This window comes from Alteromonas sp. 5NS40-0096, from assembly GCF_057544385.1.
This window is the reverse complement of sequence record NZ_BAAJLQ010000001.1, coordinates 801,567-827,285: the sequence shown is the minus strand read 5'-3', so window position 1 is coordinate 827,285 and position 25,719 is coordinate 801,567. Positions and strand designations below refer to the sequence as shown.

Below are 25,719 nucleotides of genomic sequence, written 5' to 3'. Positions count from 1 at the left end.
GAAAGCACACCTTGAAGTTACATGCCCGTTTTACTCAATCATGCACTGCAGTCGCGTTGTCGGCGCTACTTACGTTTTCCGTTGGTGCACAAACGGCAAAAAGAGAGGTTGGCGAACCAGAAGCGGCGACGGGTTACATCCAAAAAGAAGCTTTAGTTTCCGACGACTATATGGTTGTCGCCGCAAACCCTTATGCATCATGGGCTGGTAAAAATGTGATTGAAAAAGGCGGTAGCGCGATTGATGCTGCCGTAGCGATTCAAGCAATGTTGTCACTTGTAGAACCTCAGTCTTCTGGCATCGGAGGTGGTGCTTTTATTCTGTATTGGGACAACAAAACGAAAACGCTTCACACATTCGACGGTCGTGAAACCGCGCCAAAAGCCGTTGACCCGTTTTGGTTCATGCAAGCTAATCGCCCTCAGAAATGGCTCGATGCCGTCGTAGGTGGCAAGTCTGTTGGCGTACCTGGAGCCATGAAAGCGCTCGAGATGGCACAAAGCGAATTTGGAAAGCTGCCTTGGAACCAATTGTTTGACGACGCGATAACAACTGCTGAAGACGGTTTTAAAGTATCGCCTCGTTTAGAGAAGTTAATTTCTCTAGATTACCACCCTGGTTTGAGAGAGTTTCCTGCAAGCGCCACCTATTTTTTCCCAGCGGGTAAAGCGTTAAAAGCCGGTGATATCAAGAAAAACCCTAAATTGGCAAACACCTTATCGCATATCGCACAAGAAGGTGCCGACTACCTTCACAAAGGCGACTTTGCTAAAAAGATTGCGAAGATTGTGCAATCGGCATCAATTAACCCGGGGAAGTTAACTGAGGAAGATTTAGCGGGTTACGAGCCGAAAAAACGTCAAGCCGTCTGTGCGGATTATCGTTCGAAAAGAATTTGTGGCATGGCGCCTCCTAGTTCGGGCGGCATCAATGTTTATCAAATTCTAAAAATGCTTGAGCCCGTCGATTTCGACAAAGTGAAACCTGGCTCGGTTGAATTCGCTCATTTGTATGCGAAGGCGAGTGCTAGAGCCTATGCCGATCGCGATGCATACATCGCCGACAGCGATTTTACCAAATTGCCGTTTGCTGCGATGATCAACCCTGCGTATTTGGATCGCAGGGGAGAGGACGTGACGTTAGAGGGAAATTGGCGCAAGGTTCGCGCGGGAAAACCCTACGCAGAAGCGCAATTGGCGATGGGGAGGTCACTTGAATTGCCCAACACCAGCCATGTTTCAATTGTCGACAAAGACGGCAATGCCGTGTCAATGACAACAAGTATCGAATTTATGTTTGGTTCGGGTTTGATGGTTGGCGGATTCTTGCTGAACAATCAAATGACTGACTTCTCGTTCGTACCCGCTAAAAATGGCTACCCTACCGCGAATCGTATTGAGCCCTACAAACGCCCAAGAAGTGCGATGAGCCCAACAATGGTGTTTGATGAAAAGGGTGAGCTGGAGCTCGTTGTTGGCTCGCCTGGCGGCAGTCGCATTATCAGTTATGTTGCACAAACTATTATTGGCGTGTTGGATTGGGGCCTTGACGTGCAACAAGCGATCAACTTGCCCAAAATAACGAATCGGAATGATTATACCGCGTTGGAGAAAGGTACGCCTGTTGTTGAACTGCAGGCATCACTGGAGGCCCTTGGGCATAAGGTCAGAACCGTTGACTTGAATAGCGGGTTGCACGGCGTCCAAATAAAAGACGGAAAACTGATTGGTGGGGCAGACCCCCGACGAGAAGGCATTGCCGTTGGTAAATAACAAAAAAGCCCGGGTGACCGGGCTTTTTTAGGTTATAAGAACCTATCTGCGTGGACCTTACTGACTCGCCAGTCACCGTCCACTTTGACTAAGTCGATTTGGCGCAAATCTTCAATTTTGTCATCTCTGTGCATGCCGCTAAAAAATAGCGTGATCGTCGCTTTTTCAGAGTACTCGGAGCGACCCACACTGTCAGAACCTTCTGGTGTAATCGCTACAGTGTCGTACTGTAGGTTGAGCACATGTCGCTGAACGTTACGGTTGGTATGATAACGCTTCAATACTCGAGCAAGTCTCTCAGTACTGAGCGACACCGCAGTATCGATGTTATTGTCCAAATAAATGCTTTTCATGAATTCCACGGCAGCATACTCAGGAGCATTTTTATCTAGCATGCCGTATCGACCGAGACGTTCATCGGATTTAGGCTCGCCTGAACAAGCTATTAATACAAAGCTTAAAAGCACATACCAAAATAAATAAAAACGCTGAGACACTTCCTACTCCTGTATATTGGAATTTCGCACAGTTCAATTGTGTTAATACTAGCATGGCTATTTTTAGCAAAGCAAAAGCCATCTATCACAGAAGCATTAGGGTGTTAAATACTACAAACAAAAACACCGGCAGATGCCGGTGTTTTTAGAAAATCAAAAGTGAGGCTTTATTGCACTTCTTCAGCATCGCTGAACTGACCAGCGAACAGTGGGCTACTTAGGTAACGCTCAGTACCGCTTGCTAGCAAAACAACGACGTTTTTATCTGCGTTTTCTGGGCGCTCAGCGAAGCGTTTGGCTGCAACTACCGCGGCACCAGAAGAAATTCCCGCAAGGATACCTTCTTCACGCATCAGGCGATGAGTCATTTCCATTGCTTCTTCATTCGTTACTTGCTCAACTTCGTCGACCAAGTCCAAGTCTAAGTTGCCTGGGATGAAACCCGCACCAATTCCCTGGATCTTATGTGGCCCAGGAGTGAGCTCTTCGCCCGCTTTTGCTTGAGTAATGACAGGTGAATCTGTTGGTTCTACCGCAACACTAACAATGGCACGGCCTTTTTCGTTTTTCAGGTAACGGCTAACGCCAGTGATAGTACCACCAGTTCCCACGCCCGCGACAAAAGCATCAACTTCACCGTCAGTGGCTTCCCAAATTTCTGGGCCAGTTGTTTTTTCGTGAATAGCAGGGTTTGCAGGGTTATCAAATTGCTGTAGCAAAATGTATTTCTCTGGATCAGAATCTACAATTTCTTGCGCTGCTGCTACGGCGCCTTTCATACCTTTTGGTGCTTCGGTTAGTACCAAGTTGGCACCTAGGGCTTTAAGCAACTTACGACGCTCAAGACTCATGCTGCTTGGCATAGTCAAAGTGAGTTTGTAGCCACGAGATGCGGCGACGAATGCTAATGCGATACCGGTATTACCACTTGTTGGTTCTACGATTTCTTTGCCTTCTGTTAACACGCCACGCTGTTCTGCGTCCCAGATCATGTTTGCACCGATTCGGCACTTAACACTGAAACTTGGATTACGCGATTCAATTTTTGCGAATACGTTACCGCCTGTAACGCGTTTTAGCTTGACCAAAGGCGTATTGCCAATAGAAAGTGTATTATCTTCGAAAACTTGCATTATTCTGTCCTATAGCTGTTATTAAGCAATCCCGTGAGCGTCACCACTGTTACTGATTCTAATAATACATAATTAATAACAGTAATTGGGGTATGCCAAGTTACCCTTATATCATTGGTATCCTATAAGAAAAAGCAAAGTGATTTTTGCTATATGTTATGGTTATTTATTTAATATCGAAAAGAAAGGCGCATTATGTCATTTAGCGGAACTTCAAATTATATCGCCACCAAAGAACTACAGTTGGCGGTCAACGCAGCAATTACTCTAGAGCGACCTTTGCTGATTAAGGGCGAGCCGGGCACCGGTAAAACAATGCTCGCCGAGGAACTAGCGCAAAGCTTGGGTACAGATTTAATCCAATGGCATATTAAATCAACGACGAAAGCACAGCAGGGGTTATATGAGTACGACGCGGTTTCCCGTTTAAGAGACTCGCAATTGGGCGACGACAAAGTTCACGATATCAAAAACTACATCGTCAAAGGTAAACTATGGGACGCGTTTACCGCGGGCCAGCGTCCGGTACTCTTGATTGACGAAATTGACAAAGCCGATATTGAGTTTCCCAATGACCTATTACTAGAGCTCGATAAAATGGAATTTTTCGTTTACGAAACCCAAGAGCGAGTTGTAGCAAAACAGCGACCGGTTGTGATCATTACTTCCAATAACGAAAAAGAATTGCCTGATGCTTTCTTGCGCCGCTGTTTCTTCCATTACATTCAGTTCCCAACGGCTGAAGAAATGCGCGACATCGTGAATGTGCATTTCCCCAATTTGAAAAAGCAACTGCTCGATGATGCGTTATCTGCCTTTTTCCGCGTTAGGGATGTTCCCGGCTTAAAGAAAAAGCCATCGACATCAGAATTGATAGACTGGTTAAAATTACTGGTTGCCGAAGACATTCCACCAGAAGCGTTACACGAGAAAGATGGAAAGAGTGCGCTGCCACCTTTGTATGGTGCGTTATTAAAAAATGAACAAGACATTCACTTGTTCGAAAAATTGATGTTTATGGCACGTCGCTAATGCTAATTGATTTCTTTTTCACACTTAGAAAGTACCGAGTGAAATCGAGCTTAAGGGAGTTGCTCGATTTACTGGGGGCGTTACAGAAACACGTTATTCACGGCGACGTGGAAGCGTTCTATTTTTTGTCTCGCACTGTACTCGTGAAAGATGAGAGCCAATACGACAAGTTCGATCGCGCCTTTGCAGAATACTTTGATGGCGTAGCTTCTGTGGATTTATTTGGTTCTGACATTCCCGAGGACTGGCTAACCAAAAACTTCGAACGTGTGCTAACCGAAGAAGAAAGGGAGCAACTCAAAGCACTGGGTGGCTTGGAAGAGCTGATGAAAACGCTGAAGGAGCGGCTGGCAGAGCAAGAAGAGCGGCATGAGGGAGGAAACAAATGGATTGGCACTGGTGGCACCTCGCCGTTCGGTGCATATGGTGAAAACCCAGAAGGTATCCGAATTGGACAAAAAAGTAACCGAAACTTTTCTGCGGTAAAAGTATGGGATAAGCGAGATTTCAAAAACCTGTCTGGTGATGTTGAGCTGGGGACGCGCAATATCAAGCTCGCGTTGAGAAAGCTGCGCAAATTCGCGCGAACCGGAGCGAGTGAAGAACTAGACGTCAACACAACGATTGGCGAAACCGCGAAGAATGGTGGCTTGCTTGATATTCACATGACGCCAGAACGACACAATGCGGTCAAAATACTGATGTTCTTTGATGTTGGTGGCTCTATGGATCCCCATATCAAAGAGGTGGAGGAACTTTTTTCTGCCGTTCAAACGGAGTTCAAGTATTTAGAATATTTTTATTTTCACAATTGTGTGTATGAAGACGTTTGGAAAGATAACGCCCGTCGAGATGCAGAGCGAATTCCAATTTGGGAAATCATTCACCGTTATGGCAGGGATTACAAAGTCATTTTTGTTGGCGATGCTACTATGGGACCTTACGAAATTACCTACCCCGGAGGAAGCATCGAGCATTGGAACGAAGAACCCGGTGCGGTGTGGTTAAAGCGTTTGACTGAACATTTCACTCAAACTATTTGGCTAAACCCTCAAGCTGAGACCTACTGGCGTTACTATGCCTCAATACAAGTGATACATGAGTTGATGGAAGAACATATGTATCCACTGACCTTAGAGGGGTTGTCCAATGGCATCAAAGCGCTGAGTACAAAGCGCTAGTTGGAGTATGCATTAAGTATCACCGATTACGCTTTTCTCCATAGCTGTGTATAGCAATACTTGCTACGATGTGTTTTGGGCGCGTTGTTGTTAGCTTTGCAAACACGTTGTTAGGTGTGTGGCCAAGCGACACTGAGTCGTAGATGTAAATGACAAGCCGTTACTAGCGGTGTCCCATCTCACACGGCCCACCAGCTGCTGCGCTGTATCTCAGCCATTTGACAGGTCAGGATATGGCGCACGTTAACTGATTACACACAGCGGATGTTTTATGTCTCAGCAAATTGATAGTGCGAAATCTCCTAAACAGAGCGACTCAAGTAGCGCCCAAGTTACGACAAATCACGACGATTTCGTTGAACAACGCGAAACTGTACAATCCGCTCAAAAAGGCCAAGTCGAAACTAAAGACATAGTGACGCCATATGCCTTTGGTGTGGCTGATGACTTGTTGGGACAGCGTTTGGCGACGCCTTTTCAACGAGGTATTGCACAGCTAATAGATTTAACTTGTGTTGCGGTCCTTAGCTCGCTGAGTGCACTGTTTCTGGCGTTAATTGCCGCAGTGACCTTTTTCAAAGCCAGTCGCAATTTAGCGCATAAGTCGCAAAGAGGTAGAACTCGAACGCTGCTGAGGATTGGCGGCGCCATCATGCTATTTTGGTCTACGCTATTAATTATGGAAGTGGCTCTTGACTCTGGTGAGCCGGTAAAACCTGACACAACCGCAAATAATGCTAGCGCAGCTGCACCGATATTGTACGGCGCGAATTGGTTGGCGTGGTCACAGTGTGAAAATGACATGGAATGTTTGCTAAATCTCGCAGGTGAGATGGGGGATGCGTTTGGCAGGGAGATCGTTGACGAAGCGACTTTTCAACAAGGGCTCGATGACTTTGTTGCTAAATCTGAACTGACTGACGCCCAGCAAAGCGAAATTAAGGCAGCCTACATGGAGGCCTTCAAAAATGCCGAAATAGAACCGATTCCCGAAGAGGTAGATAATGGTACTCGTAGTGAATCAGCGCCACAGACAACCCCTTTAGCTGACGCAACGAGTCCGCAAACACCCCCTTCAACAACATACAGTGTAGTGGAGTGGGTGAAAGGCATAATTGCTGACTTGGGCTTGGGTTTCGGTTGGGCAGCCTTATATTACAGCGTATTCACAGCGTGGTTCCACGGCAAAACGCCGGGCAAGAGGCTGATGAATATTCGAGTATTAAAGCTTGATGGCAGCGAATTGTCGCTTTGGGATAGTTTTGGGCGTTACGGCGGTTATGGTGCGGGTTTGGCGACTGGCTTGCTCGGCTTTGTTCAGATTTATTGGGACCCCAATCGACAGGCTATTCAAGATAAAATTTCTGAAACCTTAGTTATTAGCGCGACCCGCTAGCGTATCACGGGTCATTAGGAATAATATGAATCATCACATCTTTCATGTCTTAAAACATTGGTGGCCTCAACGCGATAGCGGGCAATGGTTGCTTGCTACGGTTATCAATACGCAGGGCTCTTCTTACCGCAAAGTCGGCGCAATGATGATGTTTAATGATGCGGGTTTTCAGCAAGGTGTTATAAGCGGTGGATGTTTGGAGAGCGATGTACTGCAGCAGGCGCAACGTTGTTGGCTGAGAAATGAAGCAAGAGTTATCACCTATGACATGGAAGAAGAGGGAGATGTTGCGTGGCGCTTGGGTATTGGCTGTGGCGGTGTGATCACCTTGTTGTTACAACCAGTCAGCGCCCAAAATCAGTATTTGCAACTCGGGCAGGTTTTAACGGAACTGGAAGCGGGGCGAGCGGTGCACTACCGTCAATTAGCCAAAAATGGCGAATGCTGGGCAGAATGTGCGTCACAGGCCAATGAGATCGTAGATACCGGTTCGTCCTATTTCTCTCATGACATATCAGTGCCGCCAAGGTTAGCGGTGTTAGGCGGTGGGGTTGATGCTCAACCATTGGTGAGTATGGCGTCTCAGTTAGGCTGGCGGACGACCATCAATGACAGCCGGGCTCGTTACGCGCGTCAGAACGATTTTCCAAGTGCAAGTGAACACAGCAAACATGAAGCTGCTGATTATGTAAACAGCGAAGCCATCAACTGTGCAGATGCGATAGTGTTGATGCATCATCAAGTTGGTATGGATGCAAAAGCGCTTAGGTATATTGCAAATCACTCACTGCCTAATTTGAAATATTTGGCATTGTTGGGGCCTGGTCATCGGTGCGACAGAGTGCTCGACGAGGCGGCGATTACCTCAAACGATTTGCCCGTTGAATTGCAAGCACCTGCAGGATTAAGCCTCGGAGGGGATTTACCAGAATCCATTGCATTATCAATATTGGCTCAAGCTCACGCAACTATGCATGGTGGTGATGGCAGAAGTTTACTAGGAAGGTTTTAACAAATGGCGTATCAACTTTGCTCGATCGTTTTAGCCGGCGGACGGAGTCAAAGGTTCGGTGGCAACAAACTGTTTGCGACGCATCCCGTATTTGATGATCAAACGCTATTATCGTTTACCGTTGACCAACACCAACAACTCAATGGTAATGATGTGTGGATGATTGGTGGGGCTTATCACGATTTACTTCGCCCGTTAGCGACCCAATTGAATGTGAACTATCTGCACGCAAGACAGTGGCAACTTGGGCAGTCAGAGTCGATCAAGGTCGGTGTGAGTGAGATTTTTCGTTATCACAATTACACGCATGGTTTGATAGGCTTGAGCGATCAGCCGTTTGTCTCTGCAGGTCATCTGCTGAGGTTAAAATCGGCGTCACTGTCATCCCCTAATAATGTGATTGTATCAAGAGACAATACCTTACTGAGCGCGCCGGCGATTTTTCCATCTGCTTATTTTCCGGCGCTAATGGCGCTGACAGGAGACAAAGGCGCGGGTGGTCTGATTCGAGAATTGGCACAAACACACCCACAAGCAATCACGACCGTGGACGCCTCTGGCCTGCTATCGGATATCGATACAAAAGCGCAATGGGTTGACATTCAAAAAGCATAAATTATGCAAATCCGTGACTTTGGTTTTTCCACTAGTTACCCCATTTAATGATCTATGACAGAAAACATTGATAGGTGGGACCATGAGTCATTCAACCTTTGATAACAATATGCGCAAAGCAATAAAGATCAGTGTTTTCTTTATTGCGATTTTGTGGGTAATACAATCGGCTGGGGTGCTATTTAACCTGCCACTGCGTACGCTAGGTGTCATTCCGGGTGATTGGACGCGTTTCTATGGTGTGTTTACATCCGCGTGGGTTCACGGTTCCTACGAGCATCTCACACACAATACTCTTGCGATTTTGATTCTATTGACGGGATTGTATTACGGTTACCCTAAAGTCGCCTCCAAAGTTTTCCTATTGTCTTGGTTAGGCAGTGGGCTCGGCGTATGGATCTTTGCCAGAGATTCGGTTCATTTGGGAGCGAGTGGCATTACCCATGGTTTATTCTTTTTTTTGTTTATTGCAGGAATTGTTCGCAGAGACAAGCGTTCAGTTGTATTACTGATGATCGCGTTTTTCTTGTATGGCGGCATGATCATGACAATTTTTCCACGTGAGCCACACATCTCTTTTGAAGCCCATTTCTTTGGCGGGGTAGCAGGCGTTATCGCTGCCGCATTTTTCGCACGAAAAGACGAAAAGCTCGCGGAGAAGCATTACAGTTGGGAAGACGAAGATGAGGACGACCCCATCATAGGTGATGACTGGCGTACCTCATCTTCAGAAGACTATACCGTTGATGGCAAAGACTGAGCCCGTTGTTGAACAAAATACAGGCGAATTCCGAGCATAACTGCAGCGCTGCTTAAACCTACAATAAATCCAATCCAGAAACCTGCGGCTTCCATCGGTTGGTGAGTAAGCCAATCGGTGCGTCCCAGTATCACGCCAGTGGGCAAGCCTATAAGCCAGTATGCACAAAACGTGATCACTGACATCGCGGTAGTATCCTTGTAGCCTCGCAATGCGTTGGCGGAAATAACCTGTATAGCATCGGAGAATTGAAAGATTGCCGCGTAAACAAGTAGGGCACTTGCTAACGCATAAACGGCCGCTTCACTAGTATAGAGAGATATGATGTACGACTTAGCTAGAACAGTAAACGAGGCGGTAAAAAAAGCAACGCTCAAACCAACAAGCAATGCGGCTTTGACTGCGACTGAGGCTAATTGGGGTTTTGCCTGTCCGATGCGATAACCCACTCGGATAGATACCGCCATGCCTGTACTCATGGGAAACATAAACATTAGCGCTGAAAAATTCAGTGCGACCTGATGTGCCGCTACAGTTGTGGCCCCAAACGGTGCCAATAACAAGGCAACAACCGCAAACAAGGTAACCTCGAACAAAATCGTCATCGCGATGGGTAAACCGAGTTTAAACGTCGATAGCATTTCGCTTGCGTTTGGACGGTAAGCCTTGTCAAACAAACCAAAACGTTTGAGGCTAGGTGCTTTGAATGTATAGATGAATGTGGCAAAAAACATAATGTAGATTACACAAGCCGTTGCAAGACCACAGCCCGCGCCACCCATCTCATCGAATGGTCCGATACCATAGATGAATAGGTAGTTGCCGACAATATTCACGAGTAATCCGACAACAGTAATCGCCATGGTAGGCTTGGTTTTACCTAACCCTTCACAATAATTTCTTAGCCATTGGTAGAGTGCAAAACCTGGCATCGCTATCAGCACGAAAAATACGTAATCCTTGGTAATGTCTGCCAAAGCCGCTTCCATTGGAAACAAACTGATAATCGACGGAACCATGGGGAGAAGCAATAAGGTCAGGGCGCTCACAATGAGCAACAAAAAACCTGCCTGTTGGGTTGCATTCGCTACCCTGTGAATGCTTTGACTGCCGTTCAACCTCGATATGATAGGTGGCAGTGCGAGTGCAATGCCTTGTATAAAGCTCATGATCGGAATCGTGATACTAAAACCCAAGGCAACTGCTGCCATATCTGTGGCACTGTAGCGACCAGCCATTATGGTGTCGCTAACGCCCATCAACATTTGTGTTATTTGCGCGACAAGTAAAGGCCAAGCCAAGGAAATTAGGCGTGCCATTTCATGTTTAAGTTCTTTTTTTGACTGCACTTCAGACCCTTAAAGCAGCATGGTAAAAGGCTGAATGTCAACCGTATCACCTGGGGCAATAACGCTGGTTTCCGCTTCTAAGATCAGGTAACAGTTAGCCTGAGTGACAGTACTCATGACGCCTGAGCTCTGCTTTTTGAACGGGGTAACCCACAGTTTTCCTTCGTCATCACGGTGCCACAAGGCTCTCAAAAACTCTTTGCGACCTGGTCGGCGCTTAAATGTTTTTGTGACGGTAGCATTGAGTGTCATTCGATGGCTATCGGGGTCGATTGTTTCACCTTGCAAGTGCCTTAAAAGCGGCATAACAATTTGCTCAGTCGTAACATAGGCAGATACCGGATTACCGGGCAACCCACAAAAATAGGTATTGCCAACTATGCCAAATGCGAAAGGTTTACCCGGCTTAATAGCGACTTTCCAAAATTCGATTTCACCTAAGTCTTGCAACACGTCTTTTACAAAGTCGGCGTCGCCTACGGATACGCCACCACTGCTGATCAGCATATCTACTTCACGGGTCGCCTTTTGGAATAACTCGCGAATCACTTGAGGGTCATCTTTAGCGATACCATAATCATGGACATCAACTGCCAATGGCGCGAGTAGGGCGGAAACACCAGTTCGGTTCGCTTCGTATATTTGCTCTGGTGCAGCTTGAGTACCGGGGGCTGCCAGTTCGTCACCTGTGGCCAAAACGCCTATTTTTAGCTTTTTGTAGACTTCAACCTCGGCCAAACCCAACGAGGAAATCAACATCAGGTGTGAGGCAGTTAAGCGAGTGCCCGCCTCAACAACAATGCTGTCTTTGGAAATATCGGCGCCGCACACACGGATATTTTCACCTTCTGTTGCAGCCTGTTTGATGACGACTTTTGAACCACTGATCTCCGTATTTTCTTGCATGATTACAGCATTAGCACCTGTGGGGATTTGTGCACCTGTCATGATTCTCGCCGCTGAGTTAGGCGACAAAGGCGTATCAGCAGCCATACCCGCCGTTAGTGTTTGAGAGACTGGCAATACCGCACCGAGTAATGCCTGTTCTGTATTCACTGCATAGCCATCCATCGCTGAGTTGTCCCACGGCGGAACAGAGACAGGGGCAACGATAGCTTTACTGACAATACGGCCGAGCGCTACACGGGTGTTCACCATTTCACTTTCTGTGTTGGCAACAACGGCGTCGATTGCTTTTTGCAAAGCAGCACTAAGGGCTAGCCAAGGAGATTGAGGCATGTTCAGAACCTGAAAGCTGGAAGAAAATAGGCCACGATTATGGACTAAAAAAGCCATCGATGCCAATGAGATAGTGGGATTTAATGCAGGAGTGGAAAACAAAGAACGCACCGTCCATAGTGCGTTTTATTGCATCATTCGAAATCGACGTTACTGATCCAAACCGTTTGGTATGGCGCTAACTTGAGGTAGCCACCAACATCGTGTATTTCATCTCTGCTGATAAGGTCTACCCAACAATCAGTGCCGATCAAATTGATATCAGACAACAGTATCGACTGTTCCGAATCACTGATATTACTGATGCAGAAAATACTTTGTCTGCGATCTAGGCTTTGGCGCCAAAAACCGAAGAGCTGATTACCCAGCTGGAGAGTAAATTGAGTTGCATTGGGGTGAAACGCCGGTTGCGCTTTGCGTATGCGTATTAGCTGCGACATCCTGGTAAGCACTTTGTGATGCTGTGAATAGGTCGAATCGAGTAGAGAGGCCAATTCACGATATTGCCATCGGTGTCGGTTGATGGAGCGGTTTTGCCCAGTGTTTTCGACTTTTTCATAATCATTGGAAGTACCCAATAAACTGTGAATATAGATACCGGGAATACCCTCCATGCCAAGCATGATGGCGTGCGCACAAACAAAGCGATCGATTTGCCACTTGTCAGGGCCTTTGGAAGTCCCTTGCAGCGCGTCGAATAGTGCAATATTGATTTCATAAGGCTTTTGTTGCCCATGGTCAGATGCTCGCCAGGATATTTTGCCACCAAATGACTGCATGGTATGCACGAGTGTCGAGAGCTCCTCGTCATTCAATAATCCCTCTGCTGGACGCAACCCAATGCCGTCGTGAGAGGCAATAAAGTTGAAATACGTCGTGCCATTTTGAGCCGGTGGCATGGACATCATCCAACTCTTGAGATAGCGGCAATCCCCAGTCACTAAGGTATTAACTAAAAGTGGTGGTAGCGAGAAATTATAGATGGCATGCGCTTCGTTGGCGTTACCAAAATAAGTAAGATTTTCTCGATTGGGAATGTTGGTTTCAGTAATAATGATAACTTCTGGATTGACGTGTTCAATCAGCGTTCGCATTAGCCGAACCGTTTCATGGGTTTGCTCCAAGTTTATGCTTGAAGAACCAATGATCTTCCACAAAAAGGCGACTGCATCTAAGCGGAATAATGTTGCGCCATTATCGAGGTATTGCTTGATAATCTCGATAAAGGTCAACAGCACTTGGGGGTTTCTAAAGTCAAAATCAACTTGGTCGTGACTAAATGTGCACCAAACGTGTTTTGTCCCTTCAGCCGTTTCGACTTCTTTCAGCAATGGTGATGTTCTTGGCCGCGTTACTTGACTCAAGTCATCCTCTGGTGACGCAGTAAAAAAGAAGTCGCTGCCTGTTCCCTTGCATTTTATGAAATTGTCAAACCAAACAGAACGAGCGGAGCAATGGTTGATCACCAAATCAAACATTAATCCGTATTCTTGTGCCAATAGATGAATATCTTCCCATCCGCCCAGAGATTCATTCACACTGGAGTAGTCGATAACAGAAAAACCGTCATCAGAACTGTAGGGATAAAACGGTAAAATATGTACCTTGTTAATGGTGTTTTTACAGTAGGTTTGTAAAAACTGTTTAAGCGTCGAAAGCGGCACAGTATTGTCTTCAATCACGCTATCGCCATAAGTGATCATGACGATATCTTCTTGATCCCATTGATTGGTGTGAGGCTGGGGAACATTGATCGTCTGTTCATCGACTAAACCAATGGTATTCATACATTGTGTTGCCAGCTCACTGCACGCCATAGGTAACTCGACATCAGCGTAGATAAATTCTAGATGTCGAGTGACTTTGTCGTGCAACATTTTTATGGTCGCACTCATAGTTGGCCTTTGAATTCTTTAGTGTCTTCTTCTACTGCCTCTTTGATCCTATCTAAGATGTCAGGTATCGCGCTTGTAACTCGGTTCCAACTCGGAATGAAAGGCGTTTCCATTGGGTTATCTAAAAAGCTTTGTCCCGCTTTCATTATGTTGCTCGCAAACATTTCTACGGCTTTTTCTTCACTGTGAATATCGAGCTTTAAGCCGTTCATAACAGCGTCATTGTGATAGGTTTCAATGAAGTCGAGTGCAATACGGAAATACGTCGCTTTGATTGAACGGAACATCTCAGTACTGAAGGTTGTTCCCTGGGTTGCCAGTTTTCTGAACACGGCCTTTGTGATATCGATGGACATTTTTGATAGGCCACCCTGATCATTGTTAAGTGACAAGTCTTGGTGTTTGTGGTCGTAAACGTCGGCGATATCGGCTTGGCACAATCTATTGTGAGAATAGTTTCTGTGCATTTCCGACAAGACACCGATCTCTAGTCCCCAATCTGAAGGGATGCGGATGTCGTTGAGTACGTCTCTTCTGAATGAGAACTCACCTGCCAATGGGTAACGGAAGCTATCCATAAATTCGATGTATTCATTATCACCCAGTGTGCGTTTCAACGCTCTGAGCAATGGCGTAACGAGTAGCCTAGACACTCGCCCATTGATTTTCCCATCTGCAACACGGGCATAGTAGCCTTTGCAGAACTCGTAGTTGAACATAGGATTGGCGACGGGATAGATGAGCTTGGCAAGCAGGTCTCGCTTGTAAGTCACGATGTCACAATCGTGCAGAGCAACGGATTCCGCTTTGTTCGACGCGATAATGTAACCCATACAATACCAAACGTTTCTACCTTTACCCATTTCTCGAGGCGCAAGGCCTAGTTCGCTTAGCTCTCGGTCGATGGCACGCAGCCTTGGTCCATCGTTCCACAATACTCGGTGGTGTTGGGGAAGCTTGTCGAAGAAGTCGAGCGCGTGACGATACTGCTTCTCATCGGCCCTATCAAGGCCGATAACGATTTCGGTTAAATAGGGAACGCTAGTGAGTTCATTTACGATATGGGGTAGAGCATCCCCTTGTAACTCTGAAAATAGCGAAGGCAAAATTAGCGCCATGGGTCGTTTTTTTGAAAACTCTACTAACTCCGCTTCCAACGCCTCGGTAGGACGTTGGGACAAGTTGTGCAACGTTGTTACGACGCCATTTTGATAAAAGTCGGCCATGTGTCCTCCTAAAGATTCAATTCTAGTAATTGGTTGATCATCTCGGCCCATCCTGAAGGGCCTTGCAAGGTACTCGTATAAACGTTTTCTTGTTTTTGTAATTCCGGTGGTGGGTGGCTTGGCGAGGCAATCCTTATCGCGATGTCCGCTTCATCCATCATGGCAATATCGTTTTTACCATCCCCTAAAGCGATTGAAGTCACATTTTGCGCGTGTTGGCGTTGATATTCTTCAACAAACCATTGCAATGCAGTGCCTTTGTTACAGTCACCACTGACGTGGACAAATCTTCCACCTTCAAGTGGCGTGGCCCCGCGCTGTGCTACGGCTTTAATAAATTGTTGTTTCCGAGATTCTGTTCCCATCCAAAGGACGGGTTCTCCGTACTGTCGCTTCGATGCCAATGTCGCATCGTCTTCCGATAAGCCTGTGGCGTCTTGGATATCTGCGATACTCATTTTACTGAACTGTTTAAATTCGCCGTCAAATTCATCGGCGATGACATCTAGCAAATTGATCCAATAGTTTTTGTTGTAGCTAAAGGACTTACACCAATAGTTGTCTTGCCAAACCGTGCCTGCCGGTTTTTGTTTAAAAAAACCATGGGGTATACACACAGCTGCGCCATTCTCGATGATAAAAGGGCCATCTAAACCAATTCGGGAACGCAGCACCTGTAGCTCTGCAAATGTTTTACTCGTGGTTGGAATGACGGGAATGTCTTTTTGCTTGAGTGTCTCGAGAACGCCTTCCACTGGCGCGAAATCGTAGGTGTAATGGTCGAGCAGTGTGCCATCCATGTCAGTAAATATGATTGGATAGAGCATTACGCTGTCGCCTTTTTTTGTACGTGACTAATTTGACGATTTTCATCAAGTTCGAATACCGTGTCGCATTTATCTGGCAAACTTTCCAAGCAATGTTCAGTTAGTCTTTGATAATGCTGAATGAAAGATGCGATTTGGTCATCCGACATCACAGCAGCGCCGTTAGATTGTTTGGCTAATTTGTGCTCTTGTTCACAACGCCATTTGTACACATGTTCAAATGAGGGGCCTTTTAACATTGCCCAATAATCCATCCGATCAAATAGGCTTTGGTAGTGCTCTTTGATTTGACGGTTAACGTATCGACGCCACGTACCCAAGCTGTCTTGTTCTGATTCCAAATCGTTGACTGGCTCGTTCAAGGCATTGTCGAGTTGGGCTGAAACGCCCCAACACCACCCTTCGACAATAACGACGTCAACCGGTCCATTGGTGATAGGCCATTGACTTACAGGGAAGGGGTTATCTGTCGATTTATCGAACCGGGGAATAGAGACGGTGCCGAAAGAGGCCAACTTGTCGAAAGTTTGATTCGCCAAGGCGACGTCATGGGTACCCGGAACACCACGTGTCTTGAGTAAAGGGTGCACTTTAATGGCTAACGCATTTCTTGCGGATTGATCTAAATAAAAATCATCAAGTGACAAGGAAATACAGTTGAGGTTGTGCTCTTGAATAAGGTAGTCAACCAAGTAATCGCATAATGTACTCTTACCAGAGCCTTGGCAGCCATTAACGCCGACAAAAAATGTTTGCTTTGCACTTTTTTGGTGCGATGCAATTTCTTCGCCCAATGGCATGAACCATTGTTGTGCAATGGTCGCATAATGCTCTGGCAAAGCGTGTCTTCGTAAAAAGCCTTTCATGTCCATGTTGTTGCCTTCTTAACTGCGAATAAGGGGAAACACTATGGCTTGGGTGTTACAACATTTGTGCCAATAACAAAAATAGGTGTGGTGAATGTTGAGCGCGTACGGGAAGCTGAAATGAAACAAGCCCGCAAGAGAGCGGGCTAGTTGGTTATTTTTTAGTTGCGATAATCACTGCCCGTTTGGGCGCGGGGTAACCTTCAATGGTTAAAGAGGAGTCATTGGGGTCAAGAAAGTCCGATAGTGATTGATTGGTCATCCACTCAGTCGCACGTTGTTCTTGTGTCGTTGTGGTGTTGACATCAACCACTTTGCAGTCGACAAATCCGAGTCGTTCTAACCACACCGTAAGCGCTTTAACACTGGGTAGATACCAAACATTTCGCATTTGCGCATAGCGCTCTCCGGCCATCAATACCGTCGTTTCATCTCCGTCGACGACCAAGGTTTCAAGTACCAATTCACCGCCGCTGCGAAGTTGATCTTTCAGTTGTGTCAAAAACGACATCGGGTCTTTGCGGTGATACAAAACGCCCATCGAAAAAACGGTATCAAAGGCTTTTAGGGGTTGAAGTTGCTCGATACCCAACGGAAAAAAATGCACATTCATGTTACCGATGAAATGCTTGATAGCGTGAAATTGAATAAAAAACAATTGTGTGGGATCAATTCCAATCACCTGCTTTGCACCAACTCCAGCCATTCGCCAAAGGTGATAACCGCTGCCACAACCTACGTCTAGCACATGGCGATTTTTTAAATCGGAAATATGGGGCGCAACACGGTCCCATTTCCAGTCCGAACGCCACTCAGTATCGATGTGGATACCATGCAAATGAAATGGGCCTTTGCGCCAAGGCATAAATTGTTTTAACAGCCCAGCAATGACTTTTTGCTCGTAGTCATTGATATCGCCAGCTTGGCCGATTGTCACTGAATCAGACAACTCAATTTGACTTGGCGTGGTCGTGGGGAGTTTACCTAGTAACTTAACCCACTTGTCTAGGTCTCCGTGTTTTGCACTGGCTTGCCAATTGGCCATTTGCGCTGGCAGTGTTTGTAGCCAATGAGAGAGCGCTGAATTAAGAATCGCCTCATAACCTTGAGATAGCTGGTTATCGAGCCAGGAAGTCGTTGTTTTACTCACAGAAAACGCCTAGTTTTTTATCGCAATTAAAGAAGTGAAATTGTAACACTGAAACCAACGTACAACAGTAGAAAAGCCCGCGGATGCTAAGCGAGCTTGATGGGTTTCAAAGGTGTCAGTTAGCATTACATTTTCTAGCGCTGCACGCTTTTGACTGACTTCAAGTTCACTGTAGCCATTGTCTCGTTTAAATTGATGATGTAAGTCGATGAGCAATTCATTCCCAGCCTCAGCGTCATGGCGAATTTTTTCTGACAGGACAAGAACTGCGCCGGGTAACAGGCCTTGGTAAATGTTTTCCAATATGCCTTGCCTGTCCTCTGGTGGAATAAACTGCAGAGTGAAATTCATGATAACCATAGACGCATTGCTAATCCGGGTATCTTGGGCTAATTCACATTTTACATCGACAGGGTTGCTCAGGGTAAAATGGCTGATTTTCTTTCGGCAGCGCTCGACCATCGCCTCAGAGCTGTCTATTGCGATAATTTTACATGGCGTATCGGCTGTTGCTCTGGCGACAGACATACTCGCGGCACCTAATGAGCAGCCTAGGTCGTATACATTACTTGAAGGGGTGACATATTTACTCGCTAATTCGCCAATGGTGTGAATAATCGTTTGATAGCCCGGCACCGATCTTTGAATCATATCTGGAAAGACATCTGCTACGGTGTCATCGAATCGGAAATCATTAACCGAGTTCATCGGTTTCGAATAAATATTGTCTGCGCCTTTCTTCATTGAGTCTTGCCTGTGTTAATGGGAGGGCAATTTTACTCTTTAATCACCGCTTGCCAACGCCAAAACGCGATAATTATGAAAAATATTGTATTTGTTCGGTGGTTTTACTTCACCTTATTATTCTAAAGTATTACTCTATAAGAATAATAAAGGAAGAGGATTCAAAACGCTGTATGAAAAGGTTTTTAGTTGCAGACGATCACCCACTTTTTCGAGAAGCGCTAAGCGGGGCGTTGGAACCTTATTTCGCTGATACCGAAATTCTCGAAGCTGGTGGTTTAGAACCCCTTCAGGATATTCTGAATTCCGACACTCAAATTGACCTGATTCTTCTCGACCTCAACATGCCAGGCGGTGAATATTTCAATGGCTTGATCACGGTAAAAGAAATGAAGCCGGATGTACCTGTTGCCGTTGTTTCTGCCAGTGAAGGTATTGAAATTGTCGCGCAAGTGATGTCGCTTGGCGCCAATGGTTATATACCAAAATCACTTCCCACCAAGCAGGTGGCTGAAGGCATCATGAAAATCATGCAGGGTGAAAATTGGGTTCCTGATGAAATGCGTGAACAACTAGATCAAGTTGATGACGAATTCAGCCAGCTACTCACTCGTTTTAGAGAGTTGACGCCTAAACAAATTCAGGTGCTCACTTATTTGCGTTCTGGCTTGATGAATAAACAGATCGCTCATGAGATGAATGTGACTGAAGCCACTATCAAAGCGCATATCAGTGCCATTTTGCGCAAACTTGAAATCAATACGCGAACTCAAGCTGTACTGCTTATGGATAAACTGCATCTCGGATAACCTGAGTTGCAGTTTTCTCTTCTATGATTGACCCCTCTGTTCCTCTTGTCGATTTGCATCGTCATCTCGACGGCAATATCAAAGCGCCCACCATCTGGGCATTGGCGAATAAATTTGGTATCGATATGCCTGCACAGTCGCTTGATGATGTTAAAGCGCTTTGCGAAATTCAGGGTAAAACGTCTGATTTGATGGCGTTTTTATCAAAGCTAGACTTTGGTATTTCCATGCTGATCAATCAAGAAGCCGTGTATGATATTGCTTATCAGAATATGCAAGACGCTATGGATGAAGGCATCGACTATCTCGAATTGCGATTCTCTCCGATGTACATGGCCAGTGCTCATCAACTCGATTTACACCAAACCATTGAAGCTGTCATCGCGGGAGTAAAAGCGGGGAGTGAAGCATTTGGGGTGAAAGCAAACCTCATAGGTATCATGAGTCGAACCTATGGAACGACTCAATGCCAAAAAGAATTAGATGCGTTACTGATCTACAAAGACGCAATATGTGGACTTGACCTCGCAGGTGATGAAAAAAACTTTCCTGCTCGAGATTTTGTATCTCACTTTGCACAGGCTAGAGATGCAGGGTGGCACGTTACCGTGCATGCTGGTGAAGCTGATGGTCCTCAGAGCGTTTGGGATGCTATTGAGCTGTTAGGGGCAGAACGAATTGGTCATGGGATTGCAGCACAACATGATCGGCGTCTGATGGACACACTGGCAAATCGGGGGATCGGACTGGAAGTCTGTCCGACGTCCAACTACCAAACCGGTACCGTAGTGAACACGGCTTCTCATCCTCTTAAGGTGTTTCTAGATGCAGGAATTCAGGTTACGCTCAATACGGACGACCCCGGAGTGTCAGCTATTACCTTGGCAGATGAATACCGCTTAGCGCGAGATGTTATTGGACTGAGTCCAGCACAGCTAAAGCAAATTCAACAACACGGCGTAACGCAGAGTTTTCTTGATAACGAAGCCAAAAAGCGATTGATTGAAACGGCCGGATTCTGAATAACCCTAAAGCATAAAAAAGCCCGCTGATGCGGGCTTTTTGCTATGTTGTTGACCGTATTATGCAGCGTTAGCTTCTGCTTTTGTCTGCTCAGTGGCGCTAGATTGATAGGCGATAAGCTCTTCGTGGTCAAAGTCGTCCACGTTGATAGTGCGCAATCTTCCGGCTTCTGTGCGTTTAAGTAACGCTGCTTCTTCAGCTGTGATCCAGCCATTTTCCAGCGCTTCATCGGCTAACATAGATAGCTGAGTGAAAGGCAATTTCGCTTTTTTCAGTTCACAGATTTTTTCAAACACAGGTTCGCTAGCCAGCACATCATCCAACGTTTGTTCTAAATCACCAAACAAGTTGCCTTCTTCACGAGTCAGATATTGACCATCACCTAGGCGACTACGCGCGCTACAAGGTGTTTGCAACATTTGCGCAATCTTGTGTTCAATTTTGTCTGACGGTGGGGCAGTACGACGACCAAATAGCATAACGAGTACTTTGAGTGTTTTTGCAACCGCTTTGTTTGGGAAATTGTCGATGAAATTGATGATAGCAGTTTCGATATCAAACAATACATCTGCCATTGCCCAATGCAGTAGCGGTAGGTCTTCTTGTAAACGACCTTCTTCGTCATAACGTTTTAGTGTTGCACTGGCAAGATACAAACCAGACAGGATATCACCTAAACGAGCAGACAGACGCTCACGACGTTTGAGGTCACCGCCCAAAACACCCATAGAGATATCGGTCATTAACGCTAAGTTCGCACTATAACCTTGCAACGCTTTGTAATATTTAGCGGTTTGGTCATCAAATGGTGCTTTGTGGAAGACACCATTGGTCAATGAGAACCATAAACTACGGGTGGTGTTAGCGATAGCAAAACCAATATGCCCGAATACGGCTTTGTCGAAGGTTTCCAAGCGTTCCTTTTTGTCTTCGATTGCAGCAGCTTGAATCTCTTGCAGTACGTAAGGGTGACAACGCATTGCCCCTTGACCAAAGATCATCATGTTACGGGTAAGAATATTTGCACCTTCAACCGTAATAGAGATAGGCGCACCTTGATAGCCTCGGCCGAGATAATTATTTGGCCCAAGCATAATGCCTTTACCACCATGCACGTCCATCGAATCGTTTACGATCTGGCGCATACGTTCAGTGAGGTGGTATTTACAAATTGCTGAGATGACAGAAGGTTTTTCACCTAAATCAACACCCACTGTAGAGAGGCGAGTGACAGCGTCCATCATGTACGCGTTGCCACCGATACGGCCTAGCATCTCTTCAACACCTTCCATATGGCCTACAGGCATACGGAATTGTCTTCTGATACGCGCATAAGCGCCGGTTGCCAATGCTACTTGCTTAGCGCCACCAGCGGCAGTTGATGGAAGGGTAATACAGCGCCCTACAGATAAGCACTCAACCAACATACGCCAGCCATTCCCCGCCATTTTAGGGCCACCAATAATGAAATCGAGCGGAACGAATATATCATTACCGCGAATCGGACCATTATGGAAAGGAGTATTTAATGGGAAGTGGCGGCGGCCAATATCTAAACCCGCAGTATCACGAGGGATAAGGGCACAGGTAATGCCAAGGTCTTCTTCACCACCCAACAAACCTTCAGGATCTTGAAGTTTGAATGCCAAGCCTACGACTGTAGCAATCGGTGCCAGTGTGATGTAGCGCTTGTTAAAGGTAAGTTTCATACCCAGCACTTCTTCACCTTCCCATTCACCTTTGCAAACCACACCGAGGTCTGGGATAGCCCCCGCATCTGAACCGGCCTCTGGTCCTGTCAATGCGAAACAAGGTATCTCCAAGCCTTGGGCTAGGCGAGGCAAATAGTGGTCCTGTTGTTCTTTGGTACCGTAGTGCTGGAGTAGCTCGCCCGGTCCAAGAGAATTAGGGACACCTACTGTACTCGATAGTACGGCACTAGTGCCGGCCAACTTCTGTAAAACCCGTGATTGAGCATACGCAGAGAATTGTAAGCCACCGAATTCTTTTTTGATGATCATCGCAAAGAATTTGTGCTCTTTGAGGAAATCCCAAATCTCTTTCGGTAGGTCTGCGTCTTTGTGGTTGATTTGCCATTCATCAACCATGTTGCAAACTCGGTCGACCGGACCATCGAGGAAGGCTTGCTCTTCTGGGGTCAACCTACCTTTTGAAATAGCGTGTAATTTATTCCAATCAGGCTTACCGCTAAAGATATCACCATCCCACCATACTGTTCCTGCGTCGATCGCTTCTTGTTCAGTCCGCGACATTTCAGGCATTACTGCACGATAGAAAGCCAGTAGCTTGGTCGTGATGTATTGTTGTCGTAGTGATGGGGTCGCGAAAGGCACGGCTAGAGCAAGAAACACTACCCAGCCAAAAAAGCCAACATCGCCAAAGAAAGTGCCTACAACCATCACTGCTGCTGCGGCAGCAACGGCGTTGGTCAAACTAGTGCGTTTGTAGCTTGCGATTGCCAGGGTAACAACCACAAGTAAAAACCAAAGAAAACCAGACATATGTATCTCCTGAGCTTTAAAAATGGTCTGAATTCAGGTCAGACCAGATACGCTAACACTATATTTACATACGTGAAAAAGCAAGAAAAATGGACGGATTTTCGAGGGAAATAAGGCGATATTTGTTTACGGTATCGCCTCATAAACGCAATGGATAGTTGACTATAAAACGCGGAAAGCTTTTAGCTGAACATCGCCTTGTTCGTCGCCATTTTTAAATTGTTGCAAACGCACCATGTTGTAGTGCAATTCAGGGGCAAACCACGCATAGGTAACGCGTTTTTTGCTCTCCCTTGCAATTTTGACTTTGATGGCTTCAACCTTACCGTAGGGAAGAGACAGGGTTTCGCTTCCTTCCACTATGATACGATATTTTCGTTTTTCGCCGCGTGAATTGATGAAATCGTAGCTGATATCATCCTCACCATTGGCAAGCTTCTGAGGGATATCGAGTCGATAAAGTTGGTTGTCCCATTCTCCCAACCAATCCATGGCTTCACCGTCTTTGACTTCAATTTGCTGTTGTTTAGCGTTGAAAGCAAGCTCCAAGGATTTATCGGAACCGGTCCCTGTTCTGGAGTAATAGTACTCTTTAGGCGTGAAGTGCCCATCGTTAAAAGAGAAAATCGAGTGTTCCTTTCGCTTGTCGGAGTAAAAGAAAACCTTCGCTTTCGAAAAATAGGTGAGCGAATACGTATTTGCAGCGAGATGCTCGAGCTTAAGTGTGGCGGTGCCAACGTTGTTGCCCCATCTGATGCCGGTATATTCGGCTTCAAATGGCTGTAGTTGAAAAGTATCGGATGCGGCATTGGCCACAAAAGCAAACGCCCACAGCAAACATGCTGCAAGCGTTGATGTCAAAGAGTTAATCGTTTGCGTATCCCTGTTCAGGAAGTACTTGATCATCCAGTATCGCCTTGTTTTGATTCATGGTTAATCGACCTTCACAAAACCACCGAAGCACTAGCGGATATAAATCGCGTTCTTGTTCTTGAACTCGAGATGCCAGTGTCGATGAATCGTCATCCTCGAACACCGGGACGCGGCTTTGGATAATCACCGGACCACCATCTAATTCAGGCGTAACAAAATGAACGCTAACACCGTGCTCGGTATCGCCATTGTCGATTGCGCGTTGATGGGTATTTAACCCTTTATACTTGGGCAACAAAGATGGATGAATGTTCAGTAATTTTCCTGAAAAATATTCAACAAAATCCGGAGTCAGTATTCTCATGAAGCCCGCAAGCACAACACAATCAGGTGAGTACGCTTCGATTTTTGCTTTTAAGGCACGATCGTAATCTTCTCTGTCAGGATACTGAGTATGGTCGATACAAAGGTTTGGGATACCGGCATTTTTAGCCCGCGTTAAACCGAATGCGTTAGGCCTGTTAGAAATGACGCAGGCGATCTCGGCATTGAGTTTACCAGCATCAATGTAATCGATCATTGATTGCAGGTTGGACCCATTGCCGGATATCAAAACGCAAAGTTTTGGTGTCTTTTCTGCCATGGCTATTTGATTTCCACTTGGTCATCGCCGTTGCGAGTGGCTATTTCACCAATTAACCAAGCGTTTTCACCTTCACCTTTGAGGATGTTCAATGCAGAATCGACATCTTGAGAGTCAACCACAATGACAAGACCAACACCACAGTTGAAGGTACGGTACATTTCGTGACGAGTGACGTTGCCGTTGTCCTGTAACCAGTTGAATATCGCCGGCCATTGCCAGCTAGCTTCATCAACGATGACTTTAGCATCGTCAGGTAGTACGCGAGGAATGTTTTCCCAAAAACCACCACCAGTAATGTGAGAAATGGCGCTGACATCAATACTTTCCAGCAACTTAAGTACTGGCTTAACATAGATTCGAGTGGGCTCAAGCAAGTGTTCGATAATGGGTTTGTCTTCGAGTTCTGCGTTGACATCTGCACCACTGACTTCAATGATTTTTCTGATAAGCGAATAACCATTTGAGTGAGGGCCAGAAGATCCCAGCGCAATGATCGACTGTCCAGGTTTAACATTTGAACCGTCGATAACCTTGTCCGCTTCAACAACACCCACACAGAAGCCTGCAATATCGTAGTCGCCATCTTGGTACATGCCCGGCATTTCTGCCGTCTCACCACCAATTAGAGCACAACCTGAGAGTTCACATCCGGCGCCGATGCCTGAAACCACATCCGCTGCCACGTCAACGTCAAGTTTTCCTGTTGCGTAGTAGTCAAGAAAGAACAACGGCTCGGCACCTTGGACGATAAGATCGTTTACACACATACCTACGAGATCAATGCCGACACCGTGGTGTTGTCCTGCATCCATCGCCACGCGAAGTTTGGTACCGACACCATCAGTACCTGAAACGAGTAGGGGCTTGTTGTACTTCTCAGGAATCGCACAAAGGGCGCCGAAGCCTCCCAATCCGCCTTTTACTTCCGGACGATGAGTCCGTTTGGTAACGTGCTTAATGCGTTCGACCAATTGATTACCGGCGTCGATGTCGACACCTGCGTCTTTGTAGCTAAGAGAAGTTTTCTGTTCGCTCACGGTGGGGCCCTGATGCTGTTCTTTAAAAAACGCGGATTCTACCAGCAACAGGGCTCAAGTCCAATTGCAACACCTCAGATTTTGCTAAATTTACGAAATAAGTTTTATCGGCCGG

23 protein-coding genes are annotated in these 25,719 nt (G+C 46.2%); 9 read left to right on the top strand and 14 right to left on the bottom strand.

Annotated elements, in window-relative coordinates; translation table 11 throughout:
* The first annotated feature begins 11 nt into the window (after nucleotides 1–11).
* Nucleotides 12–1,772, top strand: coding sequence for a gamma-glutamyltransferase (ggt, locus tag AC27G9_RS03805; protein ID WP_487071185.1), 1,761 nt, complete (start codon nucleotides 12–14; stop codon nucleotides 1,770–1,772).
* A 32-nt stretch (nucleotides 1,773–1,804) separates the two neighbouring features.
* On the opposite strand, the gene AC27G9_RS03800 is transcribed toward ggt, so the two are convergent.
* Nucleotides 1,805–2,269 carry a nuclear transport factor 2 family protein gene (locus AC27G9_RS03800; RefSeq protein ID WP_487071183.1) on the bottom strand — a complete coding sequence of 155 codons (465 nt, stop codon included), beginning with the start codon at nucleotides 2,267–2,269 and terminating at the stop codon, nucleotides 1,805–1,807.
* A 167-nt stretch (nucleotides 2,270–2,436) separates the two neighbouring features.
* Nucleotides 2,437–3,402, bottom strand: coding sequence for a cysteine synthase A (cysK, locus tag AC27G9_RS03795; RefSeq protein ID WP_487071181.1), 966 nt, complete (start codon nucleotides 3,400–3,402; stop codon nucleotides 2,437–2,439).
* A 195-nt stretch (nucleotides 3,403–3,597) separates the two neighbouring features.
* Between cysK and AC27G9_RS03790 the strand changes: the two genes are divergently transcribed.
* The 6 genes from AC27G9_RS03790 to AC27G9_RS03765 all read left to right on the top strand — a co-directional run bounded on the left by AC27G9_RS03790 (nucleotide 3,598) and on the right by AC27G9_RS03765 (nucleotide 9,398).
* Entirely contained in the window at nucleotides 3,598–4,434 is an 837-nt protein-coding gene (locus AC27G9_RS03790) for an AAA family ATPase (RefSeq protein ID WP_487071179.1), read from the top strand.
* Entirely contained in the window at nucleotides 4,434–5,615 is a 1,182-nt protein-coding gene (locus tag AC27G9_RS03785) for a vWA domain-containing protein (RefSeq protein ID WP_487071177.1), read from the top strand. Before AC27G9_RS03790 ends, AC27G9_RS03785 begins: the two co-directional genes overlap by 1 nt.
* A gap of 271 nt (nucleotides 5,616–5,886) precedes the next feature.
* Nucleotides 5,887–7,011, top strand: coding sequence for an RDD family protein (locus tag AC27G9_RS03780; RefSeq protein ID WP_487071175.1), 1,125 nt, complete (start codon nucleotides 5,887–5,889; stop codon nucleotides 7,009–7,011).
* A gap of 25 nt (nucleotides 7,012–7,036) precedes the next feature.
* Nucleotides 7,037–8,023 carry an XdhC family protein gene (locus AC27G9_RS03775; protein ID WP_487071173.1) on the top strand — a complete coding sequence of 329 codons (987 nt, stop codon included), beginning with the start codon at nucleotides 7,037–7,039 and terminating at the stop codon, nucleotides 8,021–8,023.
* 3 nt (nucleotides 8,024–8,026) lie between these two features.
* Entirely contained in the window at nucleotides 8,027–8,638 is a 612-nt protein-coding gene (locus tag AC27G9_RS03770; protein WP_487071171.1) for a nucleotidyltransferase family protein, read from the top strand.
* Between the two features lie 82 nt (nucleotides 8,639–8,720).
* Complete coding sequence (locus AC27G9_RS03765) at nucleotides 8,721–9,398, top strand: rhomboid family intramembrane serine protease (RefSeq protein WP_487071169.1); 678 nt, start codon at nucleotides 8,721–8,723, stop codon at nucleotides 9,396–9,398.
* On the opposite strand, the gene AC27G9_RS03760 is transcribed toward AC27G9_RS03765, so the two are convergent.
* The 8 genes from AC27G9_RS03760 to cmoA all read right to left on the bottom strand — a co-directional run bounded on the left by AC27G9_RS03760 (nucleotide 9,374) and on the right by cmoA (nucleotide 18,694).
* A complete protein-coding gene (locus tag AC27G9_RS03760) occupies nucleotides 9,374–10,717 on the bottom strand; it encodes an MATE family efflux transporter (protein ID WP_487072051.1) in 1,344 nt (447 codons plus the stop codon). The two genes, AC27G9_RS03765 and AC27G9_RS03760, sit on opposite strands and share 25 nt — an antisense overlap.
* 39 nt (nucleotides 10,718–10,756) lie before the next feature.
* Nucleotides 10,757–11,986 (bottom strand): molybdopterin molybdotransferase MoeA, encoded by a 1,230-nt coding sequence (gene moeA, locus AC27G9_RS03755; RefSeq protein ID WP_487071167.1) that lies wholly within the window; start codon nucleotides 11,984–11,986, stop codon nucleotides 10,757–10,759.
* 134 nt (nucleotides 11,987–12,120) lie between these two features.
* On the bottom strand, nucleotides 12,121–13,881 hold the full coding sequence (locus tag AC27G9_RS03750; protein ID WP_487071165.1) for a sugar phosphorylase: 1,761 nt from the start codon (nucleotides 13,879–13,881) through the stop codon (nucleotides 12,121–12,123).
* Nucleotides 13,878–15,107 (bottom strand): glycosyltransferase family protein, encoded by a 1,230-nt coding sequence (locus AC27G9_RS03745; protein WP_487071163.1) that lies wholly within the window; start codon nucleotides 15,105–15,107, stop codon nucleotides 13,878–13,880. The genes AC27G9_RS03750 and AC27G9_RS03745 overlap by 4 nt, the downstream gene beginning before the upstream one ends.
* An 8-nt stretch (nucleotides 15,108–15,115) precedes the next feature.
* The gene (locus AC27G9_RS03740) at nucleotides 15,116–15,934 is read right to left on the bottom strand and encodes an HAD-IIB family hydrolase (RefSeq protein ID WP_487071161.1); all 819 of its coding nucleotides are present in this window, start codon (nucleotides 15,932–15,934) and stop codon (nucleotides 15,116–15,118) included.
* Nucleotides 15,934–16,806 carry a kinase gene (locus AC27G9_RS03735; protein WP_487071159.1) on the bottom strand — a complete coding sequence of 291 codons (873 nt, stop codon included), beginning with the start codon at nucleotides 16,804–16,806 and terminating at the stop codon, nucleotides 15,934–15,936. The genes AC27G9_RS03740 and AC27G9_RS03735 overlap by 1 nt, the downstream gene beginning before the upstream one ends.
* Before the next feature lie 148 nt (nucleotides 16,807–16,954).
* Entirely contained in the window at nucleotides 16,955–17,950 is a 996-nt protein-coding gene (cmoB, locus tag AC27G9_RS03730) for a tRNA 5-methoxyuridine(34)/uridine 5-oxyacetic acid(34) synthase CmoB (protein WP_487071157.1), read from the bottom strand.
* Between the two features lie 9 nt (nucleotides 17,951–17,959).
* Nucleotides 17,960–18,694 (bottom strand): carboxy-S-adenosyl-L-methionine synthase CmoA, encoded by a 735-nt coding sequence (gene cmoA / locus AC27G9_RS03725; RefSeq protein WP_487071155.1) that lies wholly within the window; start codon nucleotides 18,692–18,694, stop codon nucleotides 17,960–17,962.
* Nucleotides 18,695–18,867: 173 nt separating this feature from the next.
* Between cmoA and AC27G9_RS03720 the strand changes: the two genes are divergently transcribed.
* Both AC27G9_RS03720 and add read left to right on the top strand, forming a co-directional pair.
* Nucleotides 18,868–19,503 (top strand): LuxR C-terminal-related transcriptional regulator, encoded by a 636-nt coding sequence (locus tag AC27G9_RS03720; RefSeq protein WP_487071153.1) that lies wholly within the window; start codon nucleotides 18,868–18,870, stop codon nucleotides 19,501–19,503.
* Nucleotides 19,504–19,526: 23 nt separating this feature from the next.
* On the top strand, nucleotides 19,527–20,525 hold the full coding sequence (gene add, locus AC27G9_RS03715) for an adenosine deaminase (RefSeq protein ID WP_487071151.1): 999 nt from the start codon (nucleotides 19,527–19,529) through the stop codon (nucleotides 20,523–20,525).
* 60 nt (nucleotides 20,526–20,585) lie between these two features.
* Here the strand turns inward: add and fadE are convergent, their stop codons facing one another.
* The 4 genes from fadE to purM all read right to left on the bottom strand — a co-directional run bounded on the left by fadE (nucleotide 20,586) and on the right by purM (nucleotide 25,604).
* Nucleotides 20,586–23,048 carry an acyl-CoA dehydrogenase FadE gene (gene fadE / locus AC27G9_RS03710; RefSeq protein ID WP_487071149.1) on the bottom strand — a complete coding sequence of 821 codons (2,463 nt, stop codon included), beginning with the start codon at nucleotides 23,046–23,048 and terminating at the stop codon, nucleotides 20,586–20,588.
* A 162-nt stretch (nucleotides 23,049–23,210) separates the two neighbouring features.
* Nucleotides 23,211–23,954 (bottom strand): DUF3108 domain-containing protein, encoded by a 744-nt coding sequence (locus tag AC27G9_RS03705; protein ID WP_487071147.1) that lies wholly within the window; start codon nucleotides 23,952–23,954, stop codon nucleotides 23,211–23,213.
* Entirely contained in the window at nucleotides 23,914–24,564 is a 651-nt protein-coding gene (gene purN, locus AC27G9_RS03700; protein ID WP_487071145.1) for a phosphoribosylglycinamide formyltransferase, read from the bottom strand. The genes AC27G9_RS03705 and purN overlap by 41 nt, the downstream gene beginning before the upstream one ends.
* A 2-nt stretch (nucleotides 24,565–24,566) precedes the next feature.
* Nucleotides 24,567–25,604 carry a phosphoribosylformylglycinamidine cyclo-ligase gene (gene purM / locus AC27G9_RS03695; protein ID WP_487071143.1) on the bottom strand — a complete coding sequence of 346 codons (1,038 nt, stop codon included), beginning with the start codon at nucleotides 25,602–25,604 and terminating at the stop codon, nucleotides 24,567–24,569.
* Between the last annotated feature and the right edge of the window lie 115 nt (nucleotides 25,605–25,719).